This window comes from Chryseobacterium ginsengisoli, from assembly GCF_039542325.1.
In the GTDB taxonomy this organism is placed as follows: Bacteria; Bacteroidota; Bacteroidia; order Flavobacteriales; family Weeksellaceae; genus Chryseobacterium; species Chryseobacterium ginsengisoli.
This window is the reverse complement of the sequence record NZ_BAABHX010000003.1, coordinates 252,372-267,304: the sequence shown is the minus strand read 5'-3', so window position 1 is coordinate 267,304 and position 14,933 is coordinate 252,372. Positions and strand designations below refer to the sequence as shown.

Annotated in this window: 17 protein-coding genes; 14 read left to right on the top strand and 3 right to left on the bottom strand. The window is 33.6% G+C overall.

What is annotated here, in order from left to right; all coding sequences use genetic code 11:
* The first annotated feature begins 2 nt into the window (after positions 1 to 2).
* The 7 genes from ABD940_RS10390 to ABD940_RS10360 are packed head-to-tail and all read left to right on the top strand — an operon-like array spanning position 3 to position 4,468.
* Positions 3 to 530, top strand: coding sequence for an SH3 domain-containing protein (locus ABD940_RS10390; RefSeq protein WP_345203288.1), 528 nt, complete (start codon positions 3 to 5; stop codon positions 528 to 530).
* A 16-nt stretch (positions 531 to 546) separates the two neighbouring features.
* Entirely contained in the window at positions 547 to 1,173 is a 627-nt protein-coding gene (locus ABD940_RS10385) for a PH domain-containing protein (RefSeq protein ID WP_345203285.1), read from the top strand.
* A gap of 5 nt (positions 1,174 to 1,178) precedes the next feature.
* On the top strand, positions 1,179 to 1,394 hold the full coding sequence (locus ABD940_RS10380) for a TM2 domain-containing protein (RefSeq protein ID WP_345203283.1): 216 nt from the start codon (positions 1,179 to 1,181) through the stop codon (positions 1,392 to 1,394).
* A gap of 10 nt (positions 1,395 to 1,404) precedes the next feature.
* Positions 1,405 to 1,806 (top strand): DUF6804 family protein, encoded by a 402-nt coding sequence (locus tag ABD940_RS10375; RefSeq protein WP_345203280.1) that lies wholly within the window; start codon positions 1,405 to 1,407, stop codon positions 1,804 to 1,806.
* A gap of 9 nt (positions 1,807 to 1,815) precedes the next feature.
* Positions 1,816 to 2,223 carry a hypothetical protein gene (locus ABD940_RS10370; protein WP_345203278.1) on the top strand — a complete coding sequence of 136 codons (408 nt, stop codon included), beginning with the start codon at positions 1,816 to 1,818 and terminating at the stop codon, positions 2,221 to 2,223.
* Between the two features lie 6 nt (positions 2,224 to 2,229).
* The gene (locus ABD940_RS10365; protein WP_345203276.1) at positions 2,230 to 3,570 is read left to right on the top strand and encodes a beta-carotene 15,15'-monooxygenase; all 1,341 of its coding nucleotides are present in this window, start codon (positions 2,230 to 2,232) and stop codon (positions 3,568 to 3,570) included.
* 10 nt (positions 3,571 to 3,580) lie between these two features.
* A complete protein-coding gene (locus ABD940_RS10360) occupies positions 3,581 to 4,468 on the top strand; it encodes a hypothetical protein (RefSeq protein WP_345203273.1) in 888 nt (295 codons plus the stop codon).
* 233 nt (positions 4,469 to 4,701) lie between these two features.
* On the opposite strand, the gene ABD940_RS10355 is transcribed toward ABD940_RS10360, so the two are convergent.
* From ABD940_RS10355 to ABD940_RS10345, 3 genes are all read right to left on the bottom strand, one after another.
* A complete protein-coding gene (locus ABD940_RS10355) occupies positions 4,702 to 5,151 on the bottom strand; it encodes a GNAT family N-acetyltransferase (RefSeq protein ID WP_345203270.1) in 450 nt (149 codons plus the stop codon).
* Positions 5,144 to 5,767, bottom strand: a complete 624-nt coding sequence (gene yihA / locus ABD940_RS10350) for a ribosome biogenesis GTP-binding protein YihA/YsxC (RefSeq protein WP_344833020.1) — start codon at positions 5,765 to 5,767, stop codon at positions 5,144 to 5,146. The genes ABD940_RS10355 and yihA overlap by 8 nt, the downstream gene beginning before the upstream one ends.
* 67 nt (positions 5,768 to 5,834) lie before the next feature.
* Entirely contained in the window at positions 5,835 to 6,596 is a 762-nt protein-coding gene (locus tag ABD940_RS10345) for an alpha/beta fold hydrolase (protein WP_345203267.1), read from the bottom strand.
* A gap of 272 nt (positions 6,597 to 6,868) precedes the next feature.
* On the opposite strand from ABD940_RS10345, the gene mraZ reads away from it, so the two are divergent.
* From mraZ to murD, 7 genes are all read left to right on the top strand, one after another.
* The gene (gene mraZ / locus ABD940_RS10340; RefSeq protein ID WP_345203264.1) at positions 6,869 to 7,327 is read left to right on the top strand and encodes a division/cell wall cluster transcriptional repressor MraZ; all 459 of its coding nucleotides are present in this window, start codon (positions 6,869 to 6,871) and stop codon (positions 7,325 to 7,327) included.
* Positions 7,328 to 7,378: 51 nt separating this feature from the next.
* Positions 7,379 to 8,272, top strand: a complete 894-nt coding sequence (rsmH, locus tag ABD940_RS10335) for a 16S rRNA (cytosine(1402)-N(4))-methyltransferase RsmH (RefSeq protein ID WP_345203262.1) — start codon at positions 7,379 to 7,381, stop codon at positions 8,270 to 8,272.
* A 67-nt stretch (positions 8,273 to 8,339) separates the two neighbouring features.
* Positions 8,340 to 8,708 carry an FtsL-like putative cell division protein gene (locus tag ABD940_RS10330; RefSeq protein WP_345203260.1) on the top strand — a complete coding sequence of 123 codons (369 nt, stop codon included), beginning with the start codon at positions 8,340 to 8,342 and terminating at the stop codon, positions 8,706 to 8,708.
* Positions 8,692 to 10,683, top strand: a complete 1,992-nt coding sequence (locus ABD940_RS10325) for a penicillin-binding transpeptidase domain-containing protein (RefSeq protein ID WP_345203258.1) — start codon at positions 8,692 to 8,694, stop codon at positions 10,681 to 10,683. Before ABD940_RS10330 ends, ABD940_RS10325 begins: the two co-directional genes overlap by 17 nt.
* 87 nt (positions 10,684 to 10,770) lie before the next feature.
* Positions 10,771 to 12,231, top strand: a complete 1,461-nt coding sequence (locus tag ABD940_RS10320) for a UDP-N-acetylmuramoyl-L-alanyl-D-glutamate--2,6-diaminopimelate ligase (protein ID WP_345204703.1) — start codon at positions 10,771 to 10,773, stop codon at positions 12,229 to 12,231.
* Between the two features lie 27 nt (positions 12,232 to 12,258).
* A complete protein-coding gene (gene mraY / locus ABD940_RS10315; protein ID WP_345203254.1) occupies positions 12,259 to 13,500 on the top strand; it encodes a phospho-N-acetylmuramoyl-pentapeptide-transferase in 1,242 nt (413 codons plus the stop codon).
* A gap of 71 nt (positions 13,501 to 13,571) precedes the next feature.
* Positions 13,572 to 14,894 carry a UDP-N-acetylmuramoyl-L-alanine--D-glutamate ligase gene (murD, locus tag ABD940_RS10310; protein ID WP_345203251.1) on the top strand — a complete coding sequence of 441 codons (1,323 nt, stop codon included), beginning with the start codon at positions 13,572 to 13,574 and terminating at the stop codon, positions 14,892 to 14,894.
* Positions 14,895 to 14,933: the final 39 nt, after the last annotated feature.

Here is a 14,933-nt window from a genome sequence, read left to right as displayed (position 1 = left end):
CCATGAAAAAACTAATACCATTCATCATAATTACCTTCACTTTATTTCTTTTAAATTCTTGTGTAAAAGCAAATGACAACATCGGACACGACGGAAGATGTACAGGTTCTGCATATTGCACCGCTTGCTCAAACTGTTCACGATGCGGACATTGCAGCGGTGGCGGAACCTGTGGAGTTTGCGGCGGTGGTTCTTCGGGAAGAAGTTCTTCTTCAGAAAGCTCTTCAAAAAGAAGCAAATCGAAGAAACACAAAACTTCAGAATCGCGTAAATCTTCAAAGATAAAATCCAATAAACCTCCCAAAGTTTTTATTGATGAGGTGAACGTCAATGTCAATTCCAACAACAGATATATTGCAGGAATTGCGATAACCAATATTTATGAAAAACCGTCAATAAAATCTAAAGTAATTGCAAGTGTGCCCAAAAACACAAAACTGATTCAGCTTTCAAAATTGGATTCGTGGTACAAAGTACAAATTAAAAAAAGCGGAAAAATAGGATATGTTTTTTATAAAGATGTAAAATAACTAAAAACAAAATAACATGAACTTAAAGAAATTTTTAAATGAAGAACAAGACCCAAAAGCCGTAGAAAAGCTTTTGGGGAGAATCAACAGTCTTCTCACTTCTCAGGAATCTGTAGAATATATTGCGGTTCAGAAGAAACCTATTCTCAATTTATCTCCAGATTGCATTGCACTTACCAACAGGCGAATTATTTTCTGCAGACCTAAAAATTTCGGGTTTTCTATGGATTTTCAGGATTACAGTTGGGTAGATGTTGCAGAATGTCATATTAAGGAAGGAATTGTCGGTTCAACTTTTATGATGAAAACCACAAGAAATTTCACCAATATGATGGATTATCTTCCAAAAAACCAAGCCCGAAAACTTTATCAATATGCCCAGGAAATTGAGGAACAAATGAGAGGCGTTAGAAGGGAAAAGGATTTGGAAACCAGAAGAGCTTCAGCCGGTGGTGTTACAGTAAATAATGCAACTCCGATTATTACACATCCCCAACAATTTCAGCAACAGCAAAAACCTTTGCTACTAGAAAATGAAGATCCATTTGCGCTTTTACAAAAATTAAAAGGTTTAATGGAAAACGGAATTATTTCTCCGGAAGAATTTGAAGAAAAAAAGAATAAAATTTTATCAAGAGTTTAAAAATTATGAAATCAAAATCTACCACCGTACTGCTTACTTTTTTCTTAGGAGGAATAGGGATTCACAGATTCTATCTGGGACAGAACATTATGGGAATTCTTTACTTGCTATTTTGCTGGACTTTCATTCCTGTCATTATTTCTGTTATAGATTTCTTCGCGTTTCTGTTCATGTCTGAAAGCCGTTTTAATTACAAATACAATTTTAAAACAGGATTTTAAAAATTTAAATATGAAACCATTTCTCACTTTCTGTGCGCTCTGTTGTTTCATCGGTATTTTCAGGCTTCCCATCGAATATTATACTTTTCTCAGAATTCTTGTTTCCATCGGAGCTTTATTGGTTTTATATAATACTTTAAGCTCTAAACAGCATTATTTCAGTATAATTTTTCTTGTCATACTCATCCTTTTCAATCCTATTTTCCCAATTTATTTGTATCGGAAAAGCGTATGGATTCCGATTGATACGATTACAGGAATTTTATTTCTGTTGATCAATTTCATAGAAAAGTTAGAACAAAAAAAGGAAGAAGAAATTACCGAAGAAACATCAGAGCATTCATTACCAATACACCAAAGAACTGTTTCAAGGGACAGAATTATCAATCCTAAAAAACCAAAAGAAGACTAAAAAAATGACATGGAAAACAATCAAATAACTGAAAATCTTAAGGCTCATTTTTTAAGGCTTTATCAAATGGCAATCTGTGATGATGATTTCAGTGCCTTAGAATTGAAAATGCTTTATAAATGTGCCGAGGAAAGAGGAATTTCATCTAAAAATCTGGACGAGATTCTTTTAAATCCAATCAATTTAAAATCATTGATTCCGCAAACTATCGAAGAAAAAGTAGATTATCTGTATGATCTCACGGTAATGATTTGGGCAGACGGAATAGTTTCGCCAAACGAATATTCTGCGATGGAAAAGTACGTCTTGATGTTTGGATTTTTGGAAGAAAACGTTACCGCCATTGTTGATTATCTGATAGAAGCCGTAAAAATCGGAAAGAATAAAAGTGAAATTTTATATGAATTAAAAAACTAAAACACCATGGATACCACCAGTATAAAAAACTTATTCAAACTAAAATCCGTTCCGATAGAACCCAAACCGGAACAACCTTCATCAAATGAAGTAGATCCAAACGAAGAATCTTCTGAAGAAAGCAGAAAGAGAACCTATCATGAATCGGGTTACAGAGACAGTTCCAGAACAAGCGGAAACCACTCTACCCTATCAATTTGTCTTGATGCTGTTTACTCAAAATTTCAAAATGAGGAAAAAGAAATGGTTGAAAAGCAGCATCAGTTAAAAGAATCTTACATTAACGAACAAAAAAACAGAGAAACAGAAATTAAAGCCTTAACTGTTTCACAGGAAACCAAAGAAGAACTTTTAAAGACTAAAAACACAGAAGTTGAAAATCATCAACATACCATTGAAACCTTAAAATCTGAAATCATCGATTTACCCCGAAATCCTGAAAAATATAATGTAAAAGCGACAAGAGGAGCATCCACTAAATTTTGGATTGGTTTCATTCTTTTGTTTCCTATTACTTTATATTTAGGAATATTTTACATTTCAACTTCTTATTCTGCATTTTTTAAAACTTTTGATCCAAAAAGTACTGTGATACAAAGTGTCTTTGATCCACAAGCATTAGATAAAGCTTTGAATGACGGTTTTACTGAAGCTGCTTTTGTCGTTTTAATTCCTTTTGTCTTTCTTGGATTTGGTTTTTTGATTCATATGTTCGGTGAAAATAAAAACAGAACCAATTATATCAAACTCAGTTTATTACTTATTGTGACTTTTATTTTCGATGTGATTTTGGCATATGAAATTGAAACAAAAAAATATGACATAGAAAAAACTATTGAGTCTCCTCAATTCGATCTTAAAATCGCTTTTACCCAAAATCAGTTTTGGGAAATTATTTTCGCAGGATTCATTGTTTATATTATCTGGGGATTGGTTTTTGACTTTGTCATGAAAGAACATAAAGAAAAAGATAAGATCAAAAACGAACAGGAAATCAGACAGAAAAGAATCGAATTTTTTCAGGAAAAAATAAATGTTCTGAAAAATGAAATCGAGGAAATCCTTGCCAACATTGGAAATACAAAAGAACTGATTATCAAAACAAAAGGTAGAATTGAAGAATTGCAGAATATTATCGATGGAGTTATCATTCCGACTAAAGATTATAAATTATATGCATCGGAATATGTTCAGGGTTGGGTAACTTTTATCGGGGAAAAAATAGCGGTTTCAAGAACTGAAAAACAGAATATGATTGATGGATGTATTGAAACGTATAATACTAATCTGGAAACTGTAGGAGCAAATTCTGACAATCAAAATTTAGTTTATCTATCATCTTTATAAATCATAGATTATGAAAAAAATATTTTATTTATTAATGATTATTTCTTTGATTTCTTGCTGCAAAGATTCCATAAAAGATGGAGAAGGTGGTAAAAAAGATTCAATTATTGTTGATCGAAACAACATCAATGTCAGCATTTTAATTGATTTATCCGATAGAATTGATCCTAAAACCAATCCAAATCCAACGATGGAATATTTTCAAAGAGATACGGAATATATCAAAGCCATTGAAAAAGGATTTTTAAATCATATTAAATCAAAAAAGATCATTACTTACGACGATCAGATGCAGGTTTTCTTCAATCCCGAACCTTTGGATCCTAAAATGAATCAGTTTACAAAAGACCTTAAAGTTGCTTTCGATAAAAATACAAGCAAAGATTATTTCGCCTCTGTCGAAAAAAAATATTCTGAATTGCCTTTAAATATTTATCAGTCAGCCATTCACGACGGAAATTATGTAGGTTCTGATATTTGGGAATTTTTCAAAAACAAAGTCAATGATTATTGCATAAAAAACGATAAAAGAAACATTTTATTCATCTTAACAGACGGATATATGTATCATGAAAATACGAAATTTGCAGAAGAAAATAAAACGTCTTATCTGACAACCAAATTGATTAAATCAAATAATCTTACTACTTCTGATTTTAAAAATACTATTGAAAAAAACAAATTCGGTTTCGTAAAAGCCAACGATAATCTGAGCAATCTCGAAGTAATTGTTTTGGGAATCAATCCGGAAAAAGGAAATCCGTTTGAAGAAGCTGTCATTAAAGAATACTGGGAAAACTGGTTTAAAGAAATGAAAATCAAAAACTATCAGATCAAATCAGCTGATCTTCCGTCGAATCTTGAACCTATTATTTTAAAAGCTATTACCGGAAAATAAAACCTTTTTTGTTGGTTTTCGCAAAGACGCAAGGTCTATTATCAATTTAACGCTTTAAGGCGTAAGAAAATTAAAGATTTTCAATCAATTTTATCGAAGATAAAATCTTTGCGCCTTTTATAAAATATATAATTTCAAATCCTTGCGCCTTTGCGAAAATCCAACAATGTTATCTCAATAAAAGGAAATAAATGAATCATAAAAAAAGCGAAGAATAATTTCCTCGCTTTTCTTTATTTTCTCAACATTTCCGTATGCGGAATATCGTCTTCCAAATATTTTTTCCCTGTATCTACAAATCCAAAATCAGAATAGAATTTCAATAAATAATCCTGTGCAGAAATTCGCATTTCAGAAGTATGGAAACGGTTTTCGATGGTTTCAACAGCATATTTTATCAATAATTTCCCAAGACTTTTACCCCTTGCTTTTTCTGTTGTTAAAACTCTTCCGATTGATGTTTCGTCATATTTTATTCCTTTGTCGAAAATCCTGCAATTGGCTAAAACTTCTCCGTCTTCTTCCGCCCAAATATGGATTGCTTTCTGATCATAATTATCCAAATCAGGATAAGGACAATTTTGTTCGATTACAAAAACATCGATTCTTGCTTTTAAAACGGCATATAATTCAGGAACCGTAAACTCATCGAAAGTTTTGATTTTCCAAATAATATTACTCATCGAAACTTACGTGATTATTTGTTAAAAATTCGTTTGTCTTTTGGATGAAGTTCAGAATTTCGTCACCGCCTGTTTTCTTTTCTGCCGAAGTCACATAGATTTCCGGTAAGTCTTCCCATGTTTTATGAAGTTCAGCCTTATAATTTTCTACGTTTTTAATGGCAATATTTGGTTTCAACTTATCAACTTTTGTAAAAACGATTGAAAACGGCACTCCACTTTCTCCGCACCACTGGATAAATTCCAAATCGATTTGCTGAGGTGTATGTCTGGAATCTACCAACACAAAAAGATTAACTAAATTTTTTCTGTTTAAAATATAATTCGTGATCAGTTTTTCAAAATCTTTTCTGATCGACTTAGAAACCTTCGCATATCCGTAACCCGGTAAATCCGTCAAATACCAACTGTCATTAACTAAAAAATGATTAATAAGCTGTGTTTTTCCCGGAGTTCCGGAAGTTTTAGCCAAATCTTTATGATTCATCATTGCATTGATTAATGATGATTTTCCAACATTAGATCTTCCGATAAAAGCATATTCCGCCATATTCGGTTCGGGGCAATCCTGCCATTTTCCGCTGCTTTTTACAAATGTTGCTGTTTTAATAACCATTTTTAGAATCTTTTTTAGAAAAATAAACCATTAAGAAAAGCTCTTAATGGTCATTTATGTTTTATTTTTAAACTTTATCTTTTACCCAGCTATAGAGAATTTCATTAAATTCATCTGGTTTTTCCATCATCGCTGCGTGACCACATTTATCGATCCAGAAAAGATCTGAATTTGGGATAAATTTGTGCATATCTTCTGCAACTTCCGGAGGTGTTACATTATCCTGCTTCCCCCAAATCAGACACGTAGGTGTCAGAATTTTAGGAAGATCGTTCAACATATTGTGTTTGATAGCGCTTCTTGCCAACATTACGGTTTTGATGCCTTTCATTCTGTCATTTACAACCCCGAAAACTTCATCTACCAAATCTTCTGTTGCAACAGACGGATCATAAAAAACCTCTTCTGTTTTCTTTCTTATATAGGAACGGTCGTTCTTTCTCGGAAAACTATCTCCGAAAGTTCTTTCGTATAAACCTGAACTTCCTGTAAGAACAAGATTTTTAACCAAATCCGGTCTTGCCAGAGTTAAAATCAATCCGATATGACCTCCCATTGAATTTCCAACAATAGTTACAGGTCCGGAAATGTTACTTTCTATAAACTTGACAATATATTTTGCAATTGTGGTAAGATTCGTATTGAGTACCGGCAAATCGTAGATCGGCAACTGAGGAACATAAACCTTGAATCCCCTGTTCGAAAAAAAATCTACCATCTTATCGAAATTACTCAAACCACCCATTAAACCGTGCAACAGCACCAATGGATGTCCTTCTCCCGCCTCTACAAAAGTATATTTCTTTTCTTTTTTTGTACTAAATATCATAAAATGCCTTAATAAAGCCTTGCAAAAATACAAATTAAACCTCAAAAATATTTTGATTACCCTAATTTAAAATAAAAATAATATACCAAACTCTTTTTTAACTGTTTTTTTGAAAATCTATTTGTTATGGTCTGAATAATAGCTTTCTCAACAGCAAACATATCAAGCAATTACAGCCCCGAAATTCAATCTTTAATAAAACTTATTAACATTAAGGTAAAAAGTGGTAAAAAGTGGGAGGATTTGGAAATTATTATATAAATTTGCTCCAAATGAAAAGTTTCATTGGAACATATGAGTGTAAAATTGACGACAAAGGCCGTTTAAAAGTTCCTTCATCTCTTACCAAGCAGATGGAAAACTTCGACGACAAGGCATTTGTAGTCAAAAGATCTGTGTTCCAGTCTTGTCTGGAAGTTTACCCTATGAATGCATGGGATAAAGTAATGGGCAAGATTAATAAACTGAACAGATTCATTAAAAAGAATGCTGATTTCATTAGAATGTTTACGGCAGGTGTAAAAACTGTAGAATTGGATAATGCTGGAAGACTCCAGATTTCGAAAGATCTCACCGTTTTCGCAAATCTTCAGAAAGATATTGTGATTACAAGTGCAGGAGAATTGTTTGAAATTTGGGACAAAGATGCCTATGAAAAGGTAATTTCCATTAATGAAGATGATTTTGCAAGCCTTGCCGAAGATGTGATGGGCGCTTTCGATGAAGAATAACCACGCGATTATTAATATTTAAAATAAAAGCGTAAAAAAACACAACTTAACATGTATCATAACCCCGTTTTGCTGAAGCAGAGTGTTGATGATTTGGTAACGAATCCAGACGGAACGTATGTGGACTGTACTTTTGGTGGCGGTGGCCATTCAAGAGAAATATTGAGCAGACTTTCGGATAAAGGGAGACTGTTCAGTTTTGATCAGGATTTAGACGCTCTTAAAAATACAATTGATGATTCGAGATTTACATTGATTAATCAGAATTTCAGATTCTTAGAAAACTCTATACTCATGTACGGAGTTCCTCAGGTTGACGGAATTCTAGCGGATCTTGGTGTTTCTTCGCATCAGTTTGACGAAGCAGAAAGAGGTTTTTCTACAAGAAGCAATGCTCCGCTAGATATGAGAATGAATGTAATGCAGGGTCTTGATGCTAAAAGAGTTATCAATGATTATGATGAAGAGCAGCTTGCAGATATTTTTTATTATTACGGTGAATTGAGAGAAGCGAGAAAATTAGCAAGAGATATCGTTCATCACAGAAAAACAAAAAGCATTAACACAACAGAAGATCTGAAAAAATTATTCAGCTATCTTCCTCCGCATAAAGTGAATAAATTTTATGCTCAGTTGTTTCAGGCAATTAGAATTGAAGTAAATCAGGAGTTGGAAGTTTTAAAGGAAATGCTTGTTCAGGCATATAATATTTTAAAACCTGAAGGAAGACTGGTTGTTATTTCTTATCACTCTTTAGAAGACAGACTTGTAAAAAGATTTTTGAAAAACGGAATGTTTGAGGGAGAACCTCAAAGAGACATTTACGGAAATTATAAAAAAGCATTTGAGTTGGTAAAGAGCAAAGCGATCATTCCAGACGATAAGGAAATCGAAGAAAACTCAAGAGCCAGAAGTGCTAAAATGAGAACAGGAATAAAAATATAAATGATAAATAATCAATGATAGGTGATGGTATCAATTATATTTTATCATTGATCAATTATTAAAAAGCGTGGCAAAAAGAGCAACAACAAATCGTCCTCAGAAGAGATTAACTTTTATAGATATTATAAAAGGAAATTTCCTGAACCGTGATGAGATAAAAGTACATTACAAGTATTTTCTCCTGTTGTTTGTTTTGATGATGGCAATGATTTACAGCAATCATCTCGTCAATAAAAAGATTAAAATTGTCAACGCTTTAAAAGAAGAAACAGAAGAATATAAATCACGAAACGCTTACGCTCAAAGTAAGCTGATCAAAGTAAAAATGGAATCAGAGTTGGGGAAAGAAGTTGCCAAGGATTCATTAATGACCCTGGAAAATCACCCTCATAAATTGCTAATAAAACTGGACAGTACAGATGCAAAAGCAAAATGAATACGACAATAAGCGTAAAAATACTTTACGATGGGGCTACCTCTTTGCAGTGGTGGCTTTGTGCGTGTTTGTAATGTTCCTTGCAAGGATTATTATTCTTCAAAACACGAATGTTCAGGAAATTAAGGACGACTACATCAATAAAAATTACCGTACTGCAACTTTAAAGGCGGCTCGTGGAAATTTATTCGCTTCAGACGGTTCTATTCTGGCAACAACGGTGATGCGTTATGATATTTATCTTGATTTTAAAACAATGAAAGATACAGTTTACAGCAACAATATCAGTGCATTATCGGATTCTTTAAGCAAAATGTTCGGAAAGCCATCATTAGAATTTAAAAGAAAATTTGACGAGCAGAGAAAAAAGAAAAACCAATATTATACATTGGCAAAGGGTCTTGATTTCGATCAGTATGACAGAATCAGAAAATTCCCGATCTTTAAAAGAGGTAAAAATAAAGGAGGTTTTATTGTAGACAGAAATTACAAGAGAGAATTGGCAACTTCAGAAATCGGAGCCGGAACTATCGGAATGGATGAAGGTGAAGTAAAAGCAGGTCTTGAAGGGGCTTTTTCAAAATATTTAAAAGGAACTGACGGAAAAAGATTAGAGCAAAGAATCAATTCATCTCAATGGAAACCAATTGATTACTGGAAAGTTCAGGAACCTGTTGACGGTGAAGATGTTTATACGACTTTAGACCTTAGAATTCAGGATATTGCACATTCTGCTCTTCAAAAACAGCTTATCAATTTCGAGGCAAAACACGGAACTGTTATTGTGATGGAAGTTGGGACGGGAAAGGTTCGTGCAATGGTTAATTTAAGAAGAGATGACGACGGAAACTATGTTGATTCATACAATTATGCCTTAAAAGATAATATCGAACCTGGATCTACTTTCAAAACAATTTCCCTTTTAGCTGCAATGGACGACGGTTTTATTGATGAAAATACAACTGTAGATGTTGGAAACGGAGTTTGGGTTTATGCAAAACAGAGAATTTCAGACGGTCACGGTGGAGGAACTTATGACATCAGTGATGTTTTGGCAAAATCGAGCAACGTTGGTTCAGCGAAATTAATTACAAAATATTACGCTGAAAAACCACAGATTTTCCTTGATCATTTAAGACGCTGGAAATTATTCGACAAAATGGATATTGAACTTCCGGGAATTACAAAACCTAGAATTGTAACTCCGGAAAGCAAAAGATGGAATGCAGCAACATTAGCGTCAATTGCATACGGATATTCATCAAACATAAATTTATTACAGTTAGCAACTTTCTACAACGGAGTTGCTAATGGCGGCAAAATGCTAAAACCTCTGTTCATCGACAAAATCATGAAAGACGGAAAGGTAATGTATAATGCAAAACCTGAAGTAATGGTTGATAAAATGGCTTCCGAAAAAGCTATTAAAATGATGACCAGCGCCTTAACAAAAGCCGTTGAAAAAGGAACAGGGAAAAGTATTTTCACGCCAAATTTAAAAATGGCAGGAAAAACAGGAACTGCAAGATTTGAATATTGGTTGCCTGGTCCGATGAAATATCGTGCATCATTTGCAGGTTTCTACCCAGCTGATAATCCGAAATATACGTGTTACGTTATGATCAGTGAGCCAAATACCGCAAAAGGATTTTATGGAGGAACAGTTTCAGCGCCGGTATTTAAGGAAATTGCAGGAAAAACATTCCTAAAAACACCTCAAAATATAGAAAAAGAAATGCTTGTTGACAGAAAGGTAAACCTAAACAAAATGGTTGAACCCAATGTGAAAGTTGCAGTTAATAATAAACAAATGCCAAGTGTGGTAGGATTAATCGGTAAAAACGTGATCCCACAATTGGAAAATTTAGGATATCGTGTCGATTACAAAGGGGTTGGAAGAATTACAGAACAATTCCCATTGGAAGGAACAGTAATAAGTAAAAATCAGAGAATTTATTTGTCTCTGCAGAATTAAAATAAAGAGTCCTGAAGGAACGATTTAAAATAGAATAGGATGAAGTCCTATTAAATGAAAATATTTGAAAACAAAAGCATCAAAGAAATGCAGCTAAATGAATTATTAAGAAGAATTCCAGTTTTAGAAATTCACGGTGACGATACCCGTGAGATTTCCGAATTGGTTTTCGACAGCAGAAAGGTTACGGAAAACTCTTTGTACATCGCAATGAGAGGAACGGTTGTGGATGGACATTCATTTATTGCATCTTCGGTTGAAAAAGGAGCAAAAGCAATCGTTTGTGAAGAATTTCCTAAAAATTTGGATGAAAATATTACTTATGTTAAAGTAAAAGATTCTTCTAAAACTTTGGGACAATTAGCTTCCAATTTCTACGGAAATCCTTCTGAAAAATTAAAATTAATCGGAGTTACAGGAACAAACGGAAAAACGTCTGTTTCTACCCTGCTTTTTGATGTATTTAAAAATTTAGGCTACGATTCAGCTTTACTTTCTACGGTTGAAATCAGAATTGGAGATAAAATAATTCCGGCAACTCACACGACTCCAGATGTTATTACAATTAATAAAATTTTAGCTCAGGCAGTTGAAGAAGGTTGTGATTTTGCTTTCATGGAAGTAAGTTCTCACGGAATTGCTCAAAACAGAATTGAAGGGCTTCATTTTAAAGTTGCAGGCTTTACAAACCTTACTCACGATCATTTAGATTATCACAAAACTTTTGATGAATATTTAAAAACGAAAAAAAGATTTTTTGATCAATTAGAAGATACCGCGATTGCCATTACGAATGTTGATGATAAAAATGGAAATGTCATGCTTCAAAACACAAAGGCTACAAAGAAGTCTTATGCTTTGAAAACAATGGCAGATTTTCACGGAAAATCATTGGAAGTTGATTTCAACGGAATGTTATTGAATTTCAATGGAAAAGAATTCTGGACAACATTAACAGGAAAATTCAATGTCTACAATTTATTATTGGTTTTCGGAATTGCTTCTGAACTTGGCTTTGAGCAAGACGAAATTCTTCAGGCCATCAGCAAATTAAAAAGAGTTTCAGGAAGATTTGAAACTTTCAAATCAGATGGCGGAATTTTCTTCATTGTAGATTATGCACACACTCCGGATGCGTTGGAAAACATCCTGGACAGCATTAATGATATCAGAACAAAAAATGAAAGATTAATCACTGTTTTCGGTTGCGGAGGCGACAGAGATCATTCAAAAAGACCTGAAATGGGAAATATTGCCACGAAAAAATCTACATTGGCAATCATCACTTCAGACAATCCGAGAACGGAAGATCCTGCAGTAATTATAAAAGAAATTGAAGCCGGTGTTGAACCTCAAAACTTCAGCAAATACACTTCAATTCCAGATAGAAGAGAAGCCATAAAAATGGCGATAAAATTCTCAGAACCTAAAGATATTGTTCTTGTGGCAGGAAAAGGTCACGAAAATTATCAGGAGATTAATGGTGTAAAGCATCATTTTGACGACAAAGAAACTATCAATGAACTTTGGAAATTAATGAGTAAGTAAAATTATCATTTATTAAAATTTGAAATAATGCTATACTACCTATACGAATATCTTACCAGCATGGGAATTCACGTTCCGGGATTGGGATTGTTGAAATACATCTCCTTCCGAGCGGGAATGGCTGTTTTGCTGTCTTTAACCATTGCGCTTGTATATGGGAAAAGAATCATTAACTATCTGAGAGCAAAACAGATGGGCGAATTGGTTCGTGATCTTGGTTTAGACGGACAAAAGCAAAAAGAAGGAACACCTACTATGGGAGGTTTTATCATCATTTTAGCAACTTTGATTCCTGTTTTATTATTCACAAGAATTACCAATGTTTATATTGTTCTTTTAATTGTTACTGTCATTTGGATGGGGGCAATTGGTTTTATAGATGATTATTTAAAAAAGGTTAAGAAAAATAAAGACGGTTTAAGTGGAAAATTTAAAATTGTCGGACAGGTTGGATTAGGGTTAATCGTCGGAGTTACAATGTATTTCCATCCCGACATTACCGTTAAAAGAAAATATGCAGATGCGAAAGTGGTTAACAGAAATAATGTAGAGCAGAATTTTATGCCTACAGAAAAAATTGCCGTTTCTACCGTTCCTTTTGCTAAAAATAATGAATTCGATTACAGCGGAATGTTATTCTGGATGAATGATAAAGATGCTCACGAATGGGCTTGGATTGTTTTCATTCCAATTGTTATTTTCATCGTGACAGCAGTTTCGAACGGAGCCAATATTACCGACGGAATTGACGGTCTCGCCGCAGGAACAAGCACTGTGATACTCCTAGCTTTAGCATTTTTCACCTATGTTTCGGGTAACATCATTTTTGCGGATTATCTCAATATTATGTTTCTTCCAAATATGGGCGAAACTACAATTTTTGTTGTCGCGATGGTAGGAGCCGTGATCGGATTCTTTTGGTACAACACTTATCCGGCTCAGGTTTTCATGGGCGATACCGGAAGTTTGATGTTGGGTGGAGTAATTGCCGTTTTAGCTATTATTTTAAGAAAAGAATTAATGATTCCTGTATTATGCGGAATCTTCCTGATTGAAAACATTTCTGTAATGCTTCAGGTAGTGGTTTTCAAATACAGAAAAAGAAAATTCGGGATGGAATATGCCCAAAACAATAGATTATTCAGAATGTCCCCTTTACATCACCATTATCAGAAGGGAGGCTTTCATGAGAGTAAAATCGTTAACAGAATGATAATCATTGGAGTAATGCTGGCAATTGTATGCTTGATTACGTTGAAGATGAGATAAAAATCAGCAGTAAGCAATAAGCGATAAGCATCAGGCTTAAAGCTTAGAGTCTACAGCATAAAGCAAATAATATGAAAATAGTTGTTTTAGGAGGAGGAGAAAGTGGTTGTGGAGCTGCCTATTTGGCGAAAAAGAAAGGATTGGAAGTTTTTCTTTCGGATAAAGGCGCCATCAAAGATAATTATAAGCAGTTTCTGATCGAAAATGAAATTGAATTTGAAGAAGGAAGTCACGACGAAGCAAGAATTTTAAACGCAGACTGGATTGTAAAAAGCCCTGGAATTCCGAAAAAAGCAGGAATTATCCAACAAATTCATGAGAAAGGAATCAGACTTTCTTCTGAAATTGAATTTGCTTCGGAATTTACAGACGCAAAAATTATTGCCATCACTGGAAGTAACGGAAAAACAACAACAACGTCTTTGATTTACTATATCCTGAAAAATGACGGATTAAATGTAGGTTTGGGCGGAAACATTGGATACAGCTTTGCAAAACAGGTTGCCGATGAAAACCATGAGTATTATGTTTTAGAAGTAAGTTCTTTTCAATTAGATGATATTCAGAATTTTAGACCTTATATTTCTTTATTATTGAACTTGTCACAGGATCATTTGGATCAGTACAATTACAATTATGAAGAATATGCGTTAGCAAAATTCAGAATTGCTGAAAATCAGGAGAATGATAATTTTTTCATCTATAATAAAGATGATGAAATGAGTAAAAACATTCTTGAGAAATTAGAAATTAAAGCGAAAATGATTCCTTTTTCAACAAAAGAAAAATTGTCTGAAGGAGGTTTCATTAATGAAGATAAAATTGAGGTAAAATTAAAGGATGATTTTTCAATGAAAATTGACGAATTATCTCTTTTAGGAACCCACAATGTTGCAAACAGCTTAGCTGCATCGATTGCCGGTAAAATATTGCAAATCAATAACGAAAGCATTAGAAATTCATTAATGACTTTCCAGGCAGTTGAACACAGATTGGAGCTTGTCACTGAAATTAATGGCGTAAAATACATCAATGACAGCAAGGCAACCAACGTAAATGCAACATATTACGCTTTAGAAAGCATGAAAACTCCGACTGTTTGGATTGTTGGAGGTTTAGATAAAGGAAATGACTATACTGAAATTGAGGATTTAGTCAAAAGAAAGGTAAAAGCAATTGTTTGCTTAGGAATTGATAATGAAAAGATTATAAACTTCTTTAAGAAAGAGTTTATTTATGATACCTCAAGCATGGAAAAAGCGGTTGAGATTTCAAAATCTTTAGCTAAAAAAGGAGATACGGTTTTACTCTCTCCTTGTTGCGCAAGTTTTGATTTATTTAAAAGCTATGAAGACAGAGGAAATCAGTTTAAAGAGCAGGTGCTAAAAAATTAAGAATTAACAATGATTAATTAAAAGTGAAAATCGAATTTT